Origin of the sequence: Shewanella nanhaiensis, assembly GCF_019457885.1 — a bacterium.
Lineage (GTDB): Bacteria > Pseudomonadota > Gammaproteobacteria > Enterobacterales > Shewanellaceae > Shewanella > Shewanella nanhaiensis.
The window spans coordinates 1-18,439 of record NZ_JAHZST010000035.1 but is presented as its reverse complement, the minus strand read 5'-3'; the positions used below and the strand labels follow the sequence as shown (position 1 = coordinate 18,439).

The following is an 18,439-nucleotide window of genomic DNA, read 5'->3' as shown; positions in this document are numbered from 1 at the left end:
AAGATATGTAAGGCATCAAGAAAAGGTTGAAAAACAGGAGCAGCCGCAATTAGATTTGAAGTAGACAACGCCCCCTTTTAGGGGGCTAATGCAAAGCCACCTTCTTCAGAAGGTGGATTCTTTACATCTGCTCTCACTCTCACCTCTCCCCATAGCGTATCTGTAAATAATGCAAATGACAGTTGCTCAGTTTCCTATCCGACACCTATCTTTTCTTTCCATAATTCAGAGCTCCTTTTCATCGACGCATTATTACTCGTTTATGAAAGGTAACTTTTTAATAGTGGATAGCTCTTATTTTATTTAGTGATTTTTAATTTTTCATTTAATTGATGTTTCATTTTGATACGTTGTTTTATTATTTGTTTCTGCTTTTAAATTAATTAATAAATATAAAACAGTTGGTGCTATTTGTATCTTTTGTGGGGTTTTAGTTTACCATTCTCTAATTTTTATTTGACTGTTATTTTTAGCTGCCCCCTTCTTATCTGGTTGATACTTATTGTTATTTTTCTTTGGTGATTATTGTTTGTATCAATTGTTTACATTGTCGTTATTTAAATGTTTCCACTGTTGACTTGTTTGGTGGTATTTAACATTATTGATTCATAAGGTTGTCACCTTTACTCCATTTAGAAAACTATTAATAACAATAACAATTATCATCGAATTTATTTTCTACTAAAAAAGTGGTTAATATGATGAGGGAGAATATATGAATACTTTGTCCTTAACAGCAAAAGCTGTACGTAGTAGTTTTATTGTCGCTGCTGCATCTACAGTTGCACTTTCTGGCTTAGCCTTCGCAGAAGAGCAGCAAGAAGGTGCTAAAGTTGAACGCATTGAAGTGACTGGGTCTCGAATTAAGCAAGTGGATATGGAGAATGCTTCACCAATAACAGTTCTTACCGCCGAAGACATTAAGTTGAGTGGTGAGGCAACGGTTGCAGATGTACTCAATAACTCATCAGTGAATAGTTTTGGTTCATGGCGCGGAACGTCTGGTTATGGAAGTGGCGGTGCAGCAACAAGCAGTGTTCAAATGCGTGGTTTAGATGCGAAGTATACATTAGTGCTATTAGATGGTCGACGCATGCCTGGTACAAGTTCAAGTTCAGGAGCTGCTGCTGATACGTCAAGGATCCCTATGGCAATCGTGGAGCGAATTGAAATTCTTAGGGAGGGGGCGTCAGCCGTTTACGGATCAGATGCTGTCGCGGGTGTTATCAATATTGTTACCAAGAAGGATTTTGAAGGATTAAACTTCACTTATGATTCTGAATTACCAAGTGTAGAAGGTGGTGATGCTAATCGCTTTACCGTCACAAGCGGCTATTCGAATGAGAAAGGCAATATCACTTTAACTTTTGAACATTACAAAGCTGATGCTGTTTGGGATAAAGATATTTGGAAGTTTGATGATCCAACATATTTTGATTATTCATCATATAGTTCGGTTCCTAATGGGAAAGGAGACAGCGGTTGGATCTCAAATAGTGCTTCTTGTAATGAAGCTGATAATACCTATGATTCAACCGATGGCAATAATAGTGGTCGTTGTTTGTATAGCTACGGTGAGGTGACCAAGTTGTTTGGGGATATGGAGCAAAACTCTGTACTGTCAAATTTTAACTATGAATTATCAGAGAACCTTCAATTCCGTGGTCGAGCGAGTGCTTCATTGTCTGAGACTGATACTCGTTATGCTGGTACTCCTGTTTCTACTAACAAGCCTACAATGTCTGCATCGAATGCTTACAATCCAGCTGGTGAAGATTTAACTTTGTATATGCGTTCAGCTCAGCAAGGCGAGCGTGATGCACATACAGAGATCAATAGCATAGATTTCTTCGGTGGTTTAGTGGGTTATATAGACGTTGGTAATGGGCTTGATTGGGAAGTTAATGGCCAATACAGTCGCTCTACAACTAACGTATTTAATGAAAACCTGATTAATGATGATATTGTGCAAACGCTTATTGATAGTGAAGAGTATGACATCTTTAATACCACTGGGATGAGTTACGGTGATTGGAATGCAATGATGACTGATTTGTATGGTCAAGCTGCGCATACTGGACTCTATCAAGCACAATTTAACAGTAAGCAAATAGATGGCTTGATCTCAACGACTTTAGTTGAAAGTGGTGAGTTTACTTTGGCTGGTGTTATCGGTGCTGAGTATGAAATGGTTGACTTTGCACAGAAGAGTGATCCTCAATCAGCTTCTGGTAAAGTATCTGGTGGTTCTGGTGGTGATGATGTTGATGCTACTCGAGATCGTATGTCAGCTTTCATGGAGTTGAAAGCTAACTTGCCTTACAACATTGATTTGAATGCGGCTGTTCGTTACGACAATTATGATCAAGAGGGTGATGTTGGTGCTAATTTAGTCAGTGGATCATTTGATAATGTATCTCCACAGTTAGGAATAGCATGGCGTCCTGTCGATTCGCTTTTAGTACGTGCCAGTTGGGGAGAGTCTTTCCGTGCGCCAAACATGGGAGAGATGTTCTCAAGTCAAGCTTTGAGTTTTTCAACAGCGGATGACAACCTGTGGTGTGATGCAGGAAATAATGCTGAAAAAGATCCAGTCTACTGTGCTACGGGCGGCTCACAACATAAAACTTGGTTCGGTGGTAACCCTGAACTCAAGCCTGAAGAGGGGGAATCCTTTACAACGGGTGTCGTTTGGAATGTTACAGACAGCCTAGCACTCGAGTTATCATATTATGATTTAACGCTGGATAATCAAATAGCAGCAACTAGTCTGACTCGCTTATTAAAAGATGAGATGGATAATGGTTCATCAGATGCAATTGTGCGTGATGAAGAGGGTAAGATTGATGTGGCGTACAGCTTTGATCGCAATATGGCTAGCCTGGAAACCTCTGGTTTTGATTTTAAAGCAACCTATACTCTTGAAACTGGATTTGGTGACTTTGGCGTGAAAGGGGAGATGGGATACGTTGAGGAGTTCTCTCAAACCACTGCAGCTGGTGAAGAGCCGTTTGACTATGCCGGTTTACAGGATTACCCAGAGTTTCGTGGTAATGTGAATCTTGCATGGACCTTGGGTGATATGAGCGCTGCATGGACAACCTATTATATTGGTGCTCAGGACTCTGGAAATGAAGAGTTCGGTACAGATTATCTTGCAGATATTCCATCGTACTTTAAGCACAATGTCCAATTCTCGTACACACATGATTGGAATGGTAGTTTGACTTTAGGTGTTAATAACTTGTTTGATGAAGAAGCACCTTCATTCTATGATGGGACTGTCGGTTGGCGTGATGTGAATACGGGTCTTTATGATGTACTAGGACGTACCGTATTCTTTAAAATTCAACAGTCATTCTAAATTTTCAGTGATATGAAATGCAAAAACCTCCGTTTATCGGAGGTTTTTTTATTGCGTGATGTAAAGGTATAATCAAGTTAGTGCTGGAGTTTATCCATTAATGATTAAGCCTGAGTTCTTGCCTATGTTGGTGCTCATAGTTTTCAGCGCACTCTGCACACCTTTGCTCGAGCATATCCCAAGCTAACCTTTCCGGTTCAATCTCATTTTCACAATCAGCGCATAACCCATAGAGTCCAATATCGAGCTGACAAAAAGCGGCGTCGAGTTTTGTGAGTCTACAAAATAATGGCTCATCACAAAGTTTTGCTTGAGTTAATACTTCGATAATCTCACAGAGGCTACTCTGCTGACTTTCCAACTTTATTTGGTGTTTATTGGCAAGCTCACCTATCTCCTTCCTGAGACAACTTTCTAGTTTCGACAATTCATGTCTGATGTGGGATCTGCTCACGGGAATATGCCTAAGTTATATTTCTATCGGACATTAAGTCTAAACAGGTGAGGAGGAAGCGTTATGACTAAGATCAAAACTCAGTCATATTTACACTATTTATATGGATAAATAGCGTCAAATGAGCGAGAGCTTTGATCTTTACTGCTATTTTGTACGCTTTTGCTCATGACTACCTATAGGTATTGATTCTCAGCTTCACTTCTTAACAGGGCGAGGATCTCTTGAGTTTGTTTCATTACACGCACTTGCGTAAATAGGGCATCGGCTTGTGGGTATTGTTTAACCATAAATTTTAACCACTGTTTGATTCTAGCTGGATAATACTTCTCTTTGACGCTGACAATTTCATATTCAGAATATTTCAATAGCAGCTGCATCACTTGGTTCCAGGGCATCTTTACTTGGTTGGTTTTGATGACATGGGCTAAATTGGGAACCGCTAACGCACCTCGTCCTATCATTACGTCATCGCATCCACTGGCAGCCTGACATTTTAAGTAATCTTGATGACACCATACTTCACCATTAGCGATGACTGGGATAGCAATCGCTTCTCGTATTAAATTGATGTATTCCCAATGGGCCGGAGGGCGGTAACCCTCCTCCTTAGTTCTAGCATGCACTGTGAGTTCAGTAGCACCTGCCGATTCAATAGCTTGGGCTATCTCTACGCAACGGCTTTTATCATCCCAGCCTAATCTGATTTTGGCTGAAACAGGATGTGATGAAGGTACTGCTTCTCTTACGGCTTTAGTGACTTTATAGATAGTTTCAGGCTCTTTAAGTAAGGCGGCACCGCCATTACTTCTATTAACCATGGGGGCTGGGCAACCGTAATTGAGGTCAACGCCGAGTGAGCCAAGTTCGATAGCTCTTATGGCGTTTTCAGCCATCCAATTTGGGTGTTGCCCCAGAAGCTGTAATCTAACTGGGGTTCCTGCTTTGGTTTTGCTGCCATAGGCTAATTCTGCACATAAGCGGTAGAAGACTTTTTCAGGTAATAATTGATCCACAACTCGAATAAATTCGCTAATAACAAGATCATAACCGCCAACGCTAGTAAGCAGTGAGCGCATTGGAGCATCGGCAACGCCTTCCATTGGAGCAAGTATTACACGCATTGTTGATTCTTTACCTTACAGATCATTAAGTGAACCCACTTTGGAGTCGATTGAATTGAGCGTCATTTTGAGGCGTTTTTGGAAATGGTGTTGTTGCAGCCATACTATCAACATTCAAAAATAATGCCGCGGGATCGGCCTAAACTTATTGCTTAGAGGTCTCGTCGAGGACAGAGATATTTTACCTTAAGCTGTGAATAGATACAAAAAACTATCTTGATGCTCTGGTTTGAGACTGGGATAAAAAGTTGCGAATGTGGTCATTATGCGTCATAAATGTGAACGTCATGGAAAAAATGAAATAAAATTGAAATGTGTCGGGTCTATTAATGCAAGCCAGCTGACAACAATGTCGTTGGCAACAAAAACGACTTAAATTAATACGGAAGGAAATCATTATGAATTTAGTTAAAAAAACAGTTGTTGCTGCTGCTTTAGGTACTGTTGTTGTCGGTTCAGCTTTTGCTGCAGAAGCTCAAGCAAACCCATTTGGTTATAGCCAAATGGAGTCTGGTTACCAGCTCGTTGACGGTGAAGGTAAGTGTGGTGAAGGTAAATGTGGCGGTGACAAGAAAAAGGCCAAAGAGGGAAAATGTGGCGAAGGTAAGTGTGGCGGCGACATGAAGAAGGGCAAAGAGGGCAAATGTGGCGAAGGTAAGTGCGGCGGCGACATGAAGAAGGCCAAAGAGGGCAAATGTGGCGAAGGTAAGTGTGGCGGCGACATGAAGAAAGCCAAAGAGGGCAAATGTGGCGAAGGCAAGTGTGGTGGCGATAAAAAGAAAGGTAAAGAAGGTAAGTGTGGTGAAGGAAAATGTGGCGGCAGTAAGTAATTAATTACCCAAACATTGCTGTGTGAAACAATACAATAGCCCTGATGAGAGCTATTGTTAATTTAAGGCCAGTCTATCTGGCCTTAATTGTTTCTGAGTGTATGTCGGTATTACAATTTAGTTAGATATGATGAAACAGCAGGAGAGTGGGATGGATGAGCGTGCAAAAGTAGGACTCGGTCTTAGACGAGAGATGCTCGATGAGTTTTGTCAGAGCTCTCCTCAGGAGATCGATTTTTTTGAAGTCGCTCCAGAAAACTGGATGACATTAGGTGGAAAATATGGACGACAGTTTAAGCAGTTAACTGAGCAACATGAATTTTTCTGCCATGGTTTATCTCTCTCGATTGGAGGACCTGCAGAGCTCGATGTTCAGTTTGTCAAAAACATTAAGTCTTTCATGGATGAGCATAAAATCTCTGTCTATTCTGAGCATTTAAGTTACTGCTCTGGTACTGGTCATATGTACGATTTAATGCCGATCCCCTTTACGGAGGAGGCGGTGCACTACGTTGCCAAACGAGTAAAACAGGTCGAAGATATTTTAGAACGTGCGCTTATTCTCGAAAATGTCTCCTTTTATACAGCACCTGGTGCCCAGATGTCGGAGCTTGAGTTTGTAACTGCGGTATTGGATGAAGCTGACTGTAAAATGCTTTTGGATGTGAATAATATTTATGTTAATTCCATCAATCATCAATATGATGCAAAACAATTTTTGCGAGCGATGCCAACAGAGCGGATAGAGTACCTTCATATAGCGGGCCATTACGAGGAGGATAAAGATCTGATTGTCGATACTCATGGCGCGGATGTGATCTCGCCAGTTTGGGAGTTGTTGGCTGAGTGCTACCAAGCTCATGGTGTATTTCCCACTTTGTTAGAGCGAGACTTTAATATTCCAGAAACACCTGTTTTGTTGGAGGAGATCAATCAAATTGCTCAATATCAACAGCTAGAGATTGCGAATTTAGCTAGGAGAGCATAATGCACTTTTTAGAGATCCAACAGTCATTTATCGACCATATAAAAGAGCCTTCTTCGACATTACCCAGTGGGACCGATGAGCGAAGAATGAAAGTGTATCGGGAGCTGTTTTTTAATAACGTGGATGGGTTTATCTCAAGTGCTTTTCCTGTGTTAAAGACACTGTATAGCGATGAGGACTGGTTAGCATTAGTGCAGGACTTCTTTGTGACTCATGACTGTCAAACTCCCATATTTATTGAGATAGCTCAGGAGTTTTTAGCTTTTGTGCAAAGTGAATATGAACTTCAGCCAAGTGATCCTGTATTCATGCTCGAGCTGGCACATTACGAATATATGGAGTTAGTGGTTGCTGTCGCTAAAGATAACCCACAACATAAGCCTATTAAGGGAGGTATTGCTGAGTTTCCTATTTGTTTAGCCGATACCGCAAAGGTGTTGCAATACTCATATGATGTTCAACATATTAGCGAAGAGTACTGTCCTGAAGAGCCTGGCTCGTCGCCACAGTTTTTCTGTCTCTATCGAGATGGTGATGATGAGGTGATATTTTTGCAATTAACACCACTGTCAGCACAGGTTTTAGGCTTTTTGTCTCAATATGAAGCAGTGACTCTTGATGATGTAAACAGTTGGCTGGCAGATATCTACACTGATATGGATAAAACGATGTTAACTCAAGGTGCGCAGAAGCTGTTAGAAGACCTTGCATCGAAAGGAGTCATTCAACAATTTGTCCCTAATTAAGCTGGAGATGATTAAAGATTGAATTCAAACAAAGGTATTAAACTCGCTTCCTAAATTGTGAGCTTCACACTATAATGACCGCATAAATTGATCTAGATCAATAAAACGTCGTAAATTATTGTGAGGAAGTCATGAGTCAGCCGTTTAAAGATGCATTTAACATTTTCTATTTTATTGGTTTTATTCTTGTGTTGTTAATACCAACCTTACCCGCGACATTGTCATGGTTAAAATTTAGTGGCTTGCTCTAATTATTGATTAAAATTCATATAAACTAACCACTCTTTTGAGTGGTTTTTTGTACATGGAAGTGCTTATCCCTGATTGCAAGGATAGCGGTGGAGGGGATTTGTTTATACTCAGAGGGCTTTGTGAACAGGCTATTTTATCCGAAAATAGCTGCTGCATATCTTGTTGAGGATTGAGATGGTTTTAAAGCGTGGCTTTTATCTTATTTGTGGCTTGTGTAGCTTATTTCTAGGTTTATTGGGGATCCCGTTGCCAATATTGCCAACCGTACCATTTATCCTGTTAGCGGCATTCTGTTTTGCACGTTCGAGTGAGCGTTTGCATCTATGGTTAATGACTCACCCTTGGTTTTCAGAGGCGCTAAATGACTGGGATAAAAAACGGGCGATACGAAAAGGCTTAAAAAGAAAGGCTTATATCGTCAGTGGGTTAAGTTTTGCGGTTAGCATTACTATTGTCCCTTTAATTTGGGTGAAAGTGATGCTTTTATGTTTTGCCATTGGATTGGGCTTGTACCTTAGGCAGATCCCTGAACTAGAAGATTAACGAGTGCATAAGTCATTGTAAAAGGGAGCATGCTTATGACTTTATGAGATCCCCTCGTCAAAATACTCCTAATTAGCACTCCAGCTTGTTGCAACTGAATCTAAAGCGGCTTAAGCTTTAGCCGGATTTTAAAACGTCGGCAGCTAAACTTGTCGACAAAACCAAAAGATGATGGCATGAATAACGATAGCTTAGCGATAATAAAACAGAGTATTAAAACTATCCCGGATTATCCAAAACCAGGGATCCTATTTAGAGACGTGACCAGCCTACTTGAAGATCATACCGCTTATAAAGCAACCATGGACATTTTAGTTCAGCACTATAAAGACCATGGTTTTACTAAGATAGTCGGTACTGAAGCACGTGGTTTTCTATTCGGCGCTCCGTTAGCGTTAGAGCTTGGTGTTGGTTTCGTCCCAGTACGTAAACCTGGCAAACTGCCACGTGAAACTATCTCTGAAAGCTATGAGCTTGAGTATGGGCATGATGTATTAGAGCTTCATGTTGATGCTATTAATGAAAATGACAAAGTATTAGTTGTTGATGATCTGCTAGCGACTGGCGGTACGATTGAAGCAACGGTGAAGCTTATTCGTAAGTTAGGTGGTGAAGTGAAACATGCCGCTTTTGTGATCTCTTTACCTGATTTAGGTGGTGTTAAACGTCTTGAAGAGATGGATCTTGAACTGGTTACACTTTGCGAGTTTGAAGGCGAATAAAGCAGCGTAAAAATGTTCCTCGGTAGCGAGTTTTAGCATGGCATGCTATTGTGCGAGAATCCGAGGAGCATGCTCCCGAAATTGATATTAAAACGCTTTGGGGAGTTCCATGTCTTATCAGGTGTTGGCCAGAAAATGGCGCCCTGCCACTTTTGAGCAAATGGTTGGCCAGTCTCATGTTTTGCATGCGTTAACCAACGCATTGACTCAGCAGAGATTACATCATGCATATCTGTTTTCCGGTACCCGAGGGGTGGGGAAAACAAGCTTAGCCCGACTCTTCGCAAAAGGATTAAACTGTGAACAAGGTGTCACGGCAACCCCGTGTGGAAAATGTTCCAGTTGTGTTGAGATCTCTGAAGGTCGCTTTGTGGATCTTATTGAGGTGGATGCGGCGTCAAGAACAAAAGTCGATGACACGCGTGAGTTACTTGATAATGTCCAGTACCGTCCCAGCCGAGGTCGGTTTAAAGTCTATTTGATCGATGAAGTGCATATGCTGTCCCGCAGCAGCTTTAATGCGCTTCTTAAAACATTGGAAGAGCCTCCTGAGCATGTAAAGTTTTTGCTCGCAACAACGGATCCCCAGCGTCTTCCTGTGACGGTTTTGTCACGTTGTTTACAGTTTAACTTAAAAAGTTTGACCCAAGATGAGATAACTCAGCAGTTATCGCATGTGTTGACTCAAGAGTCACTTGTCTTTGAAAATCAAGCATTAACTCTATTAGCCAAGGCGGCTAATGGCAGCATGCGAGATGCATTGAGCTTGACCGATCAAGCGATCGCTTTTGGTGGTGGTGAAGTTAGACTGAACCAAGTGCAGACCATGCTAGGTAGCATTGATGAAAGGCACGTTATCACGCTTTTTAATGCTATTACTCAAGGAGATATAGAACACCTTATGCAGGTGATCTCCCAAGTGCTCTCATTTGGTGCCGATCCTGAAGAGGTACTGCGTAGCTTACTTGAACTGTTACATCAGATAACCTTAAGTCAATTTGCCCCCGCTGCAGCTCAGTTATCCATCTATAGTGAGCAGATAACCGCATTTGCAACACAGTTGAGCCCAGAACAGGTACAACTCTATTACCAATTACTGTTAACTGGCCGTAAAGATCTTCCCCATGCACCAGATCCTAAATCGGGTCTGGAGATGGCACTGCTCAGAGCGGTGTCATTTGTGCCAGAGGTACCTGTTAAGCGCTGGATTGTCGATAAGCCAGCCACTATTTCAGTGCCTGATGTTAATGATGCTAAGCCAAGCGCTCATGCTGTCGAGGCTACTCAAGTTGCCACAGATTCAACTGCAAATGCAGCGATACCGCCTGCAGAGGCTCTTGATGGAATAGGTAATATTGAGTCTCCTGAGATCAAGCTACAAGAGGAGAGCGAGCCTGCAGCTAAGCTTGGTAGTACATCTCATCGTGCTGATCATAGTGCAGAGGAAAACGCACCCGTTTTAGCATCCGCATCCGATGGATCAGAAGGGGGAGATGATGAAGATGCTGAGCTTGAGAGCTTAAACAGCGAACAAACCTTAATATTAAGTCAGGCTGCAAGTCAGGGAATGGAGCAGGAGAGTACAGATTCTACTGAGTTACAAGCACCTGTTGATGCAAAAGAAACTGAAGTTGCATCCGAGCCTGCTAAAGCGCTGCCAGAGATTACTCCAGAGCGAGTTGAGAGTGCCAAGAGCACTGTTGAAACAAGCAGTGAGTCCTCTGACTCAGATCCTAATGTGGTTCCCGATGAGTACTATGCTCAAGCGGCTCAGTTCGATGCTCAAAATGAGTATCAAGAGCAGTTTCATGAGGACTATTCAGACTCCTATTCAGACGCAGCTGAACAAGGCTCATACTCAACGCCAGAGCCAACAGGTGAAAGTCATGAGTCACTTTCAGCTGAGACCACATCTGCTAGTGGCCCTGAGGAAGATGATATTCTGGATGCTGTTTTAGCGGCGAGAGATAGCTTGTTAACTCAACTTAGTGCTGAGAAGCCTAAGGAGAGTGATGGAAAAAAGTCTGATCCCCAGCGAAAAGAGTTTGTGCCGCCTAAGCGACAAGCACCAGTAGCAGAGCCTCAAGAGCCTATTCAAAGCGAAGATGATCAAGCTGCTCATCAAGCAGAGCATCAAGCTGATAAAAGCAGCGGTGATGAGATTGCTGAGAATGAAGTTAATGCTAACGTTTCAGATAGCGACGATAGGCCACCTTGGGAGGAGCCATTAACTCCTGCTGTTGAAGAGACGTTAAACGATGCAACACCTCATGTAGAGGAGTATGGGAGTGAATTAACTCAAGCTCCTGAACCAGAGGTGTCTGTTTCTGAGCCAGAAGAGAAGATACTGACAGCTGAGATAAGCTTAGCGGATGATGGCAGTGTGAGCGGTAATGAGATCGATCTTAAATGGTATCGTTTGATGTCGGCACTCGATGTGGGTGGACGAGTACGCCAACTGGCGGTTAACTCTGTTTGCCACCATTTCATCGAGCCCCTTGCGCTCTTATTAAAGCCTAATCAGAAGCATCTTGCTGCCGATATTGCGATCACCCAATTAGAGGAAGCGCTGGGGAGAGCCCTAGATAAAGAGGTTAACGTTACGGTTTCTGTGGGAAGCGACACCAGCCGTGAAACGCCCTTAGAGATTCGTCAGCGTTTCCATCGAGAGTTACTGTCTCAGGCGCACCAAGGATTAATGAGTGATACTCATATTCAATGGTTGATGGCTGAGATGGATGCTGAGTTTGAAACGGATAGCTTAAGCTACAGTCCTGAACTGCTCAGTTTGAAAGGAAATACCATCGAGCTTATCGATAAGTCGAACTTTAAGTCGCTACCTGAGTCATAACTTTGTGCGGCTTTGATTGATTATCACTATTTTTTAAGTAAGATGAGCCAACTTTATTAGACCCTTAATTGAAGAGATATAGCTATGTTTGGAAAAGGCGGTATGGGTAACCTGATGAAACAGGCCCAACAGATGCAAGACAAAATGGCCAAAGTGCAGGAAGAGATCGCACGTATGGAAGTCACAGGTGAAGCCGGTGCTGGTCTTGTAAAAGTCACCATGACGGGTTCTCACAGCGTACGTAAAGTGGATATCGATCCAAGCCTGTTGGAAGATGACAAAGAGATGCTAGAAGATCTTATCGCTGCAGCTTGCAACGATGCTGCGCGTCGTGTTGAAGAGAACCAAAAAGATAAAATGGCTGAAGTGACTGGTGGAATGCAACTACCACCTGGCATGAAGATGCCATTTTAACTAGGACGAAAAATGAAATTTAGCCCTTTGGTTGATGAACTCATTCAATCACTTAAGTATTTGCCTGGTGTTGGGCCAAAATCTGCACAGCGCATGGCTTTTCAGCTGTTAGAGCGTGACCGTAAGGCGGGGCAGTCTCTGGCCTCTGCGTTGTCGAGCGCGATGAGTGATGTGGGACATTGTCAGGCTTGTCGTACTTTTACCGAAGAGACCCTTTGCCCGATTTGTGCCAGCCACAAACGGGGAAACTCTGAAGTTATCTGCGTCGTTGAAACGCCCGCTGATGTACTTGCCATAGAGGCTGGGGGGCATTTTTCAGGTCGATACTTTGTGCTATTAGGTCATCTATCACCACTCGATGGTGTTGGACCTGAAGAGCTTGGTTTATCCCTGCTTGAAGCCCATTTGGCTTCCGGTGAGGTATCTGAGCTTATTCTTGCGACCAACCCAACGGTTGAGGGGGATGCAACTGCACACTTTATTGCCGATATGGCCAAGGGTCACCAGGTTTCTGTTAGTCGTATCGCCCACGGTGTTCCTGTTGGCGGTGAACTTGAGTATGTGGATAGCACCACATTAGCACTCTCGTTTAATGGGCGTTTGCCACTGTAACTATTTTTTGGCTCTGCTATTCGATTGCCTTAGTCATAAATAACCCAGTATCTAGAGACTAGATCCTGGGTTTTTTTTAATCATTTGAAATATTCAGAAACTTTTTCCCTTGAAAAGGTAAATTCCAGCCCCATCTCTATCTGCATAAAGAATTCGTTTTAGTGAAACAGATAAAGGAACAATCCATGTCTCAACAAGAAACTCACGGCTTTCAAACTGAAGTCAAGCAACTCCTTAACTTGATGATCCACTCTCTGTATTCAAACAAAGAGATTTTCTTGCGTGAATTGGTATCCAATGCTGCCGATGCAGCTGACAAGCTACGTTATGAAGCGTTAACTAACGATGCGCTTTATGAAGGTGACGGTGAGCTAAGAGTTCGTATCAGTACAGATAAAGAGAAAGGTACCGTTACTATTGAAGATAACGGCATCGGTATGACCCGCGACAGCGTTATTGAACATTTAGGCACTATCGCTAAGTCAGGTACCGCAGACTTCTTTAAAAACCTCTCTGGTGATGAGTCGAAGGATTCACAACTGATTGGTCAATTTGGTGTTGGTTTCTACTCATCATTTATTGTAGCCGATAAGGTGACGGTTCGTACTCGAGCTGCAGGTCATAGCAGTGAAGAGGGCGTGCAGTGGGAATCGGCTGGTGAAGGTGACTTTACTGTTGAAAATATAGTTAAAGAGAACCGCGGAACAGAGATCGTGCTTCACCTACGTGAAGAGGAGAAGGAGTTCGCCGATGATTTCCGCCTTCGCTCAATTATTACTAAATACTCAGATCATATCTCTGTGCCTGTTGAGATGTTCGAGCCAGGAACTCCTGCTGTTGAAGCAACCGAAGAGCAAGAAGCGGTAGAAGCGACTGAAGGTGAGTGGAAGGCGATGAACAAGGCGACGGCGCTTTGGACACGCAACAAGAGTGATGTTTCGAAAGAGGAGTATGAGGAGTTCTACAAACATATCTCCCATGACTTTACCGATCCACTAATTTGGAGCCACAACCGTGTTGAAGGTAAGCAGGAGTATACGAGCTTACTATACATTCCTTCGAAAGCACCTTGGGATATGTGGAACCGTGACCGTAAACACGGTCTGAAACTGTTTGTACAACGTGTTTTTGTGATGGATGATGCTGAGCAGTTTATGCCTAGCTACCTCCGTTTTGTACAGGGTTTGATTGACTCAAATGATCTTCCGCTAAACGTTTCTCGTGAAATTCTACAAGACAACAAGATCACAACGGCATTGAGAACGGCTGTGACTAAGCGTGTGTTGGGTATGCTTGAGAAGCTTGCAAAGAATGATGCAGAGAAATATCAGTCGTTCTGGGCTGAATTTGGCCAAGTGTTAAAAGAGGGACCTGCCGAAGACTTTGCAAACAAAGAGCGTGTAGCAGGCTTACTGCGTTTTGCATCGACTCATACTGGCGAAGCGACAGCAAACGTATCACTGGCTGACTACATCGAGCGCATGAAAGAAGGTCAATCTAAGATCTACTACATTGTTGCTGACAGCCATGAAGCGGCAGCCAACAGTCCGCACCTTGAGTTATTGCGTAAGAAGGGCATTGAGGTGCTCTTAATGTCAGAGCGTATCGATGAGTGGTTGATTAACCACTTAACAGAGTTTGATGGTAAGCAGCTTCACTCTGTTACACGTGGCGATCTTGAGCTTGGCGATCTTGAAGATGCTAGCGAGAAAGAGGCGCAAGAGAAACTTGAGACCGAATCTGAAGGTTTAGTAAAGCGCGTTAAAGATGCGTTAGGTGATAAAGTCTCTGAGGTTAAAGTGACTACTCGTCTAACTGACACGCCAGCTTGTGTGGTTGCCGGTGAAGGTGAGATGTCGACACAGATGATCAAGTTGATGGAAGCGGCGGGCCAATCTGTACCAGAAAGTAAGCCTAGATTTGAGATCAATCCAGAGCATCCACTCGTTGCACGTTTAAATGATGAGCAAGATGAGGAGCTGTTTGCGCAGTGGAGTGATCTACTGCTTCAGCAAGCGCAGCTTTCAGAAAAGGGTAGCTTGGCAGATCCTTCAGCATTCATTAAATTAATGAACCAGATGCTTTTAGCTCAGCTAAAGTAAACTGCAATTAACTTGGACAAAAATAGGAGGCATGACTTGTTTGGTTAAGAGTCTGCCTCTTTTTTTACTTTGTAATTTAGGATTGTTATGGAAGCTGTTTTAGAACTGACTAAAGATAATATTCAAGATGTGGTTGATGCATCGATGAAGCAAGTTGTCGTCTTAGCTTTTTGGTCGCAGCAAAGTCCGGAAAGTGTGGCACTATCTCAAACCTTAACAGGGATGGCACACAAGCAAGCGGGTCGTTTTGTGTTAGCAAAAGTCGATTGCGATAAAGAGATGGAGATAGCTAACTACTTCCAAATTCAAAGCGTGCCGACCACACTTGTACTGAGTGAAGGTAAGCCTGTGGATGGTTTTGCGGGGCTTCAAGAGGAGATGCAGATCGCAGCAATGCTTGATAAACATCTCCCTGCCCAGTGGCAGATACAACTTAATGAGGCGAAAAATTTACTGGCCCTGCAAGATGCGGCATCAGCATTAGTCTTGTTAAAACAAGCTTACGCTGAATCGCCTAATGCAGAAGTTACTTTGGTTTTTGCCGATGCTTGTTTAATGTTAGATGATTTTGACTCAGCGGCTGAGTTGTTAGCCAGCACAGGCCTTGCGGATCAAGACAGTTATTATCAGAGTTTGAAGGCCAAACTTGCCTTAGCATTAGATGCTGCGGATAGCCCTGAGATAAGGGAGCTACAAAAAGCTGTGGAAAGTGAGCCAGAGAATATGGCTCAGTTACTGTTACTGGCTAAGGCTTTGCACCAAGCAAAACGCAACGAGGAAGCGTTAGCGATATTATTTACGCCTTTATCTAAGGATATTAGTGTAGAAAATGGTGAGGTTAAGCAGTTGTTTTTAGAGATCCTCACAGCGTTAGGTCAGGGAAATACACTGGCAAATCAATATCGGCGAAAACTCTACAGTCTCTTATATTAAATGTTGAATTAACACTGAGTAAAAGAACTAGGTGGGATTAGAGATAGGTGAGGTGGTGATATTTCTTTGGTTTCCTACCTTAGTATATGTGGCCAAAGTCTAATGAATATCTGGCTTAAAACCTACTTATCCCTCTTCAAAATAGTGGCCAAGTGTGCGAAGATCGCGGCCTAATGAAATCTATGTCAAATAAAAGGACAATCGAGATGCGCATCATGTTATTAGGTGCCCCAGGTGCCGGTAAAGGTACTCAGGCACAGTTCATCATGGAAAAATACGGTATCCCGCAAATTTCTACTGGCGATATGCTTCGTGCAGCAGTTAAAGCGGGTACGCCACTTGGCTTAGAAGCTAAGAAAGTGATGGACGCTGGTCAATTAGTGTCAGATGAGCTAATTATTGGCCTAGTTAAAGAGCGTGTTGCTCAAGCTGATTGTGAGAAGGGGTTCTTGTTAGATGGTTTCCCTCGTACTATTCCTCAGGCTGATGCTATGGCTGATGCTGGTATTGCTATCGATCACGTTGTTGAGATCGATGTTCCAGATGAGGAGATAGTTAAGCGCATGAGTGGACGTCGTGTTCACCCAGGTTCTGGTCGTGTTTACCACATTGTATTCAACCAGCCTAAAGTTGAAGGTAAAGACGATGTAACTGGTGAAGATCTTGCTATTCGTCCTGACGACGAAGAGAGCACAGTACGTAAGCGTTTAGATATTTACCATGAGCAAACTAAGCCATTGGTTGAGTACTACGGTAATGTTGCTGCTAACGGTCAGACTAAATACAGTAAGTTTGATGGCACACAAAGTGTTGCTTCTGTTAGTGAAGAGATTGTTGTTGCTTTAAGCTAAGCTTATCCAGATGATTTCTAAATGAGCGCTGGCTCATTTCATAAAGCCCACTTTAGTGTAACTCCTATCACTTAAGATGTTTTGATTTAACAGGGTAGCGAGTTTTACTTATACGAACGGTCCTTGATTTGGGCCGTTTTTTTCGTTTAGGTAATATGTAACGTTTTACCCGCTCCCTCATCGCCCGTAGTTTCTTCGGTATCGAGCCTGGTGAGGCTATCGCACACCACATTAACTCATCCTGTATATCCCGAAGGGCCATCATAAAGCTTATCCGTAAAGGTGACACCTCCGCCTCTTTAGCTATTCGGCTAATCTCCAAGCGCACTAGGTTATAAGCAATTAATATCCCCCAGATTTCTTGCTCGACTCCTTCTATTGACTGGCTTCGAAGGAGGAGTTCATCCTCCAACATGTCGTGTTTTATTTCCTCATAGCTGTTTTCCACCTCCCATCGTTCAAAATAAACATCGAGTATAGATTGAGGCTCATACTGGCTGTCAGTTAATGAAGTGAGTATACCTTTAATATGATTAGGTTGTTCCTGCTCAGGGTATAGCACTAATCTTGCCTGCCACTTCTGCGGTAGGCTAGGGTCTTGTTTTTGTGCATGCTGCGAGACATTCATTTCAACGATTAAATCACGTCCTTCATCATCTAGTTGCCTAATGATTTCGTACTTTGTGTTGGATTTTACTGGCGTCATCCAGTGACTAGAGCCATGCTCACGCTGCCAGTTAATCATCAGTTCGGCACTTAAATAACATCGGTCAAAAATGGTCAGAGAGTCTGGCATTGTTGATGAAATCAGCTGCTTGGCATAATTGATTTCACCTGTTGAACTTGAGCCAAAAGCAACATCATGAAGTAATCGACTACGAAGGGAGCAAAGCGCACATAGTCTCACGACGGGGTATTCTGTATGACGGGTTTGGCTGTGTTTAAGATATTGGTAATGTTGTGCAAGCGCATCAGTATCATGAGTTCTAAATTGTGTCCCATCTACTGAGAACAGCCTAAGACCAAACCATTTATCCTCGCTGTCTTCAGCTTTACTCCAGTGCTGAGCAGTCATGGAGAAAAGGGCTTTGAGTGGCTCCGCCGTTAGGCGTTTTCTCGCTTGAGGAATAGCACTAGGAGCAACGGACTCTCCTAGAGCGTTAGAAAGCTTAAGGTCTAGTTTATCGAGAACATCAGTAATAGATCTATCTCGATATAAACCAATACCAACAAGCAGCCAAACAACTAGCTCTGCGGGTAGCTTGCGCCGCCTCATACTCGCTTTATTTGTTTCATCAAGAGCTTGATTTATCCATTCCAATGGAAGCTCTTTCTGAAAGAGACTAAGTGAATCAGGAGAAGCAAAGTTATCAACGTCAATCAGCCAGTGAGCCAACATAAAAAAATACCCTCAAACAAATTGTATGAGGGTATTTTTAACTAACTACAAGATCGGTCAACCGATCATTTCGCTTAACTGATCGGTGTTACACTTTAGTGGGCTTTTTTGTGGGAGTAAGCGAGGCTATACCAATCAGTATAAGAAGAGACTATGGCGTCAATAGCTAATTTTCAGCTTTTGGCGCCTCCCACATAACCCCCTCTCTGAGCATAGAGTTAAGTATGACCACCATTTTTCTAATGCAGGCTATG

At 42.9% G+C, this 18,439-nt stretch carries 15 protein-coding genes and 1 pseudogene; 13 read left to right on the top strand and 3 right to left on the bottom strand.

What is annotated here, in order from left to right; all coding sequences use genetic code 11:
• Positions 1-64 (top strand): annotated as a pseudogene (locus K0625_RS23985) (IS200/IS605 family transposase); the annotation flags it as partial.
• Positions 65-715: 651 nt separating this feature from the next.
• Positions 716-3,364: a TonB-dependent receptor plug domain-containing protein gene (locus tag K0625_RS23980; protein WP_220111877.1), complete on the top strand. Its 2,649-nt coding sequence runs from the start codon at positions 716-718 to the stop codon at positions 3,362-3,364.
• 97 nt (positions 3,365-3,461) lie between these two features.
• Here K0625_RS23980 and K0625_RS23975 read toward each other — a convergent pair whose 3' ends face one another.
• Together K0625_RS23975 and dusC are read right to left on the bottom strand one after the other, a co-directional pair.
• A complete protein-coding gene (locus tag K0625_RS23975; RefSeq protein ID WP_220111876.1) occupies positions 3,462-3,818 on the bottom strand; it encodes a TraR/DksA C4-type zinc finger protein in 357 nt (118 codons plus the stop codon).
• A 176-nt stretch (positions 3,819-3,994) separates the two neighbouring features.
• A complete protein-coding gene (gene dusC / locus K0625_RS23970; RefSeq protein WP_220111875.1) occupies positions 3,995-4,942 on the bottom strand; it encodes a tRNA dihydrouridine(16) synthase DusC in 948 nt (315 codons plus the stop codon).
• A gap of 398 nt (positions 4,943-5,340) precedes the next feature.
• Between dusC and K0625_RS23965 the strand changes: the two genes are divergently transcribed.
• The 11 genes from K0625_RS23965 (at position 5,341) to adk (ending at position 16,786) form a co-directional block, all read left to right on the top strand.
• Positions 5,341-5,772, top strand: a complete 432-nt coding sequence (locus K0625_RS23965; protein WP_220111874.1) for an HvfA family oxazolone/thioamide-modified RiPP metallophore — start codon at positions 5,341-5,343, stop codon at positions 5,770-5,772.
• 151 nt (positions 5,773-5,923) lie between these two features.
• Entirely contained in the window at positions 5,924-6,760 is an 837-nt protein-coding gene (locus K0625_RS23960; RefSeq protein ID WP_220111873.1) for an HvfB family MNIO-type RiPP peptide maturase, read from the top strand.
• A complete protein-coding gene (locus K0625_RS23955) occupies positions 6,760-7,506 on the top strand; it encodes an HvfC family RiPP maturation protein (protein ID WP_220111872.1) in 747 nt (248 codons plus the stop codon). The genes K0625_RS23960 and K0625_RS23955 overlap by 1 nt, the downstream gene beginning before the upstream one ends.
• A gap of 426 nt (positions 7,507-7,932) precedes the next feature.
• Complete coding sequence (locus tag K0625_RS23950) at positions 7,933-8,301, top strand: YbaN family protein (protein WP_220111871.1); 369 nt, start codon at positions 7,933-7,935, stop codon at positions 8,299-8,301.
• 176 nt (positions 8,302-8,477) lie between these two features.
• The gene (apt, locus tag K0625_RS23945; RefSeq protein ID WP_220111870.1) at positions 8,478-9,023 is read left to right on the top strand and encodes an adenine phosphoribosyltransferase; all 546 of its coding nucleotides are present in this window, start codon (positions 8,478-8,480) and stop codon (positions 9,021-9,023) included.
• A 109-nt stretch (positions 9,024-9,132) separates the two neighbouring features.
• Complete coding sequence (gene dnaX, locus K0625_RS23940; protein WP_220111869.1) at positions 9,133-11,874, top strand: DNA polymerase III subunit gamma/tau; 2,742 nt, start codon at positions 9,133-9,135, stop codon at positions 11,872-11,874.
• An 84-nt stretch (positions 11,875-11,958) separates the two neighbouring features.
• Positions 11,959-12,288, top strand: coding sequence for a YbaB/EbfC family nucleoid-associated protein (locus tag K0625_RS23935; RefSeq protein WP_012324424.1), 330 nt, complete (start codon positions 11,959-11,961; stop codon positions 12,286-12,288).
• Positions 12,289-12,300: 12 nt separating this feature from the next.
• On the top strand, positions 12,301-12,900 hold the full coding sequence (gene recR / locus K0625_RS23930) for a recombination mediator RecR (RefSeq protein ID WP_220111868.1): 600 nt from the start codon (positions 12,301-12,303) through the stop codon (positions 12,898-12,900).
• 185 nt (positions 12,901-13,085) lie between these two features.
• Positions 13,086-15,002 (top strand): molecular chaperone HtpG, encoded by a 1,917-nt coding sequence (htpG, locus tag K0625_RS23925; RefSeq protein ID WP_064791702.1) that lies wholly within the window; start codon positions 13,086-13,088, stop codon positions 15,000-15,002.
• Positions 15,003-15,089: 87 nt separating this feature from the next.
• A complete protein-coding gene (locus tag K0625_RS23920) occupies positions 15,090-15,935 on the top strand; it encodes a co-chaperone YbbN (protein WP_220111867.1) in 846 nt (281 codons plus the stop codon).
• Between the two features lie 206 nt (positions 15,936-16,141).
• The gene (gene adk, locus K0625_RS23915; protein ID WP_012324428.1) at positions 16,142-16,786 is read left to right on the top strand and encodes an adenylate kinase; all 645 of its coding nucleotides are present in this window, start codon (positions 16,142-16,144) and stop codon (positions 16,784-16,786) included.
• A gap of 67 nt (positions 16,787-16,853) precedes the next feature.
• Here adk and K0625_RS23910 read toward each other — a convergent pair whose 3' ends face one another.
• Positions 16,854-18,185: an IS4 family transposase gene (locus tag K0625_RS23910; protein WP_220111866.1), complete on the bottom strand. Its 1,332-nt coding sequence runs from the start codon at positions 18,183-18,185 to the stop codon at positions 16,854-16,856.
• Positions 18,186-18,439: the final 254 nt, after the last annotated feature.

Bases quoted from the DNA above. Each gene is read 5' to 3' on its own strand.
- K0625_RS23980 (WP_220111877.1), top strand. From the start codon at position 716: ATGAATACTTTGTCCTTAACAGCAAAAGCTGTACGTAGTAGTTTTATT.
- dusC (WP_220111875.1), bottom strand. From the start codon at position 4,942: ATGCGTGTAATACTTGCTCCAATGGAAGGCGTTGCCGATGCTCCAATG.
- K0625_RS23965 (WP_220111874.1), top strand. From the start codon at position 5,341: ATGAATTTAGTTAAAAAAACAGTTGTTGCTGCTGCTTTAGGTACTGTT.
- K0625_RS23960 (WP_220111873.1), top strand. From the start codon at position 5,924: ATGGATGAGCGTGCAAAAGTAGGACTCGGTCTTAGACGAGAGATGCTC.
- K0625_RS23955 (WP_220111872.1), top strand. From the start codon at position 6,760: ATGCACTTTTTAGAGATCCAACAGTCATTTATCGACCATATAAAAGAG.
- K0625_RS23950 (WP_220111871.1), top strand. From the start codon at position 7,933: ATGGTTTTAAAGCGTGGCTTTTATCTTATTTGTGGCTTGTGTAGCTTA.
- apt (WP_220111870.1), top strand. From the start codon at position 8,478: ATGAATAACGATAGCTTAGCGATAATAAAACAGAGTATTAAAACTATC.
- dnaX (WP_220111869.1), top strand. From the start codon at position 9,133: ATGTCTTATCAGGTGTTGGCCAGAAAATGGCGCCCTGCCACTTTTGAG.
- K0625_RS23935 (WP_012324424.1), top strand. From the start codon at position 11,959: ATGTTTGGAAAAGGCGGTATGGGTAACCTGATGAAACAGGCCCAACAG.
- recR (WP_220111868.1), top strand. From the start codon at position 12,301: ATGAAATTTAGCCCTTTGGTTGATGAACTCATTCAATCACTTAAGTAT.
- htpG (WP_064791702.1), top strand. From the start codon at position 13,086: ATGTCTCAACAAGAAACTCACGGCTTTCAAACTGAAGTCAAGCAACTC.
- K0625_RS23920 (WP_220111867.1), top strand. From the start codon at position 15,090: ATGGAAGCTGTTTTAGAACTGACTAAAGATAATATTCAAGATGTGGTT.
- adk (WP_012324428.1), top strand. From the start codon at position 16,142: ATGCGCATCATGTTATTAGGTGCCCCAGGTGCCGGTAAAGGTACTCAG.
- K0625_RS23910 (WP_220111866.1), bottom strand. From the start codon at position 18,185: ATGTTGGCTCACTGGCTGATTGACGTTGATAACTTTGCTTCTCCTGAT.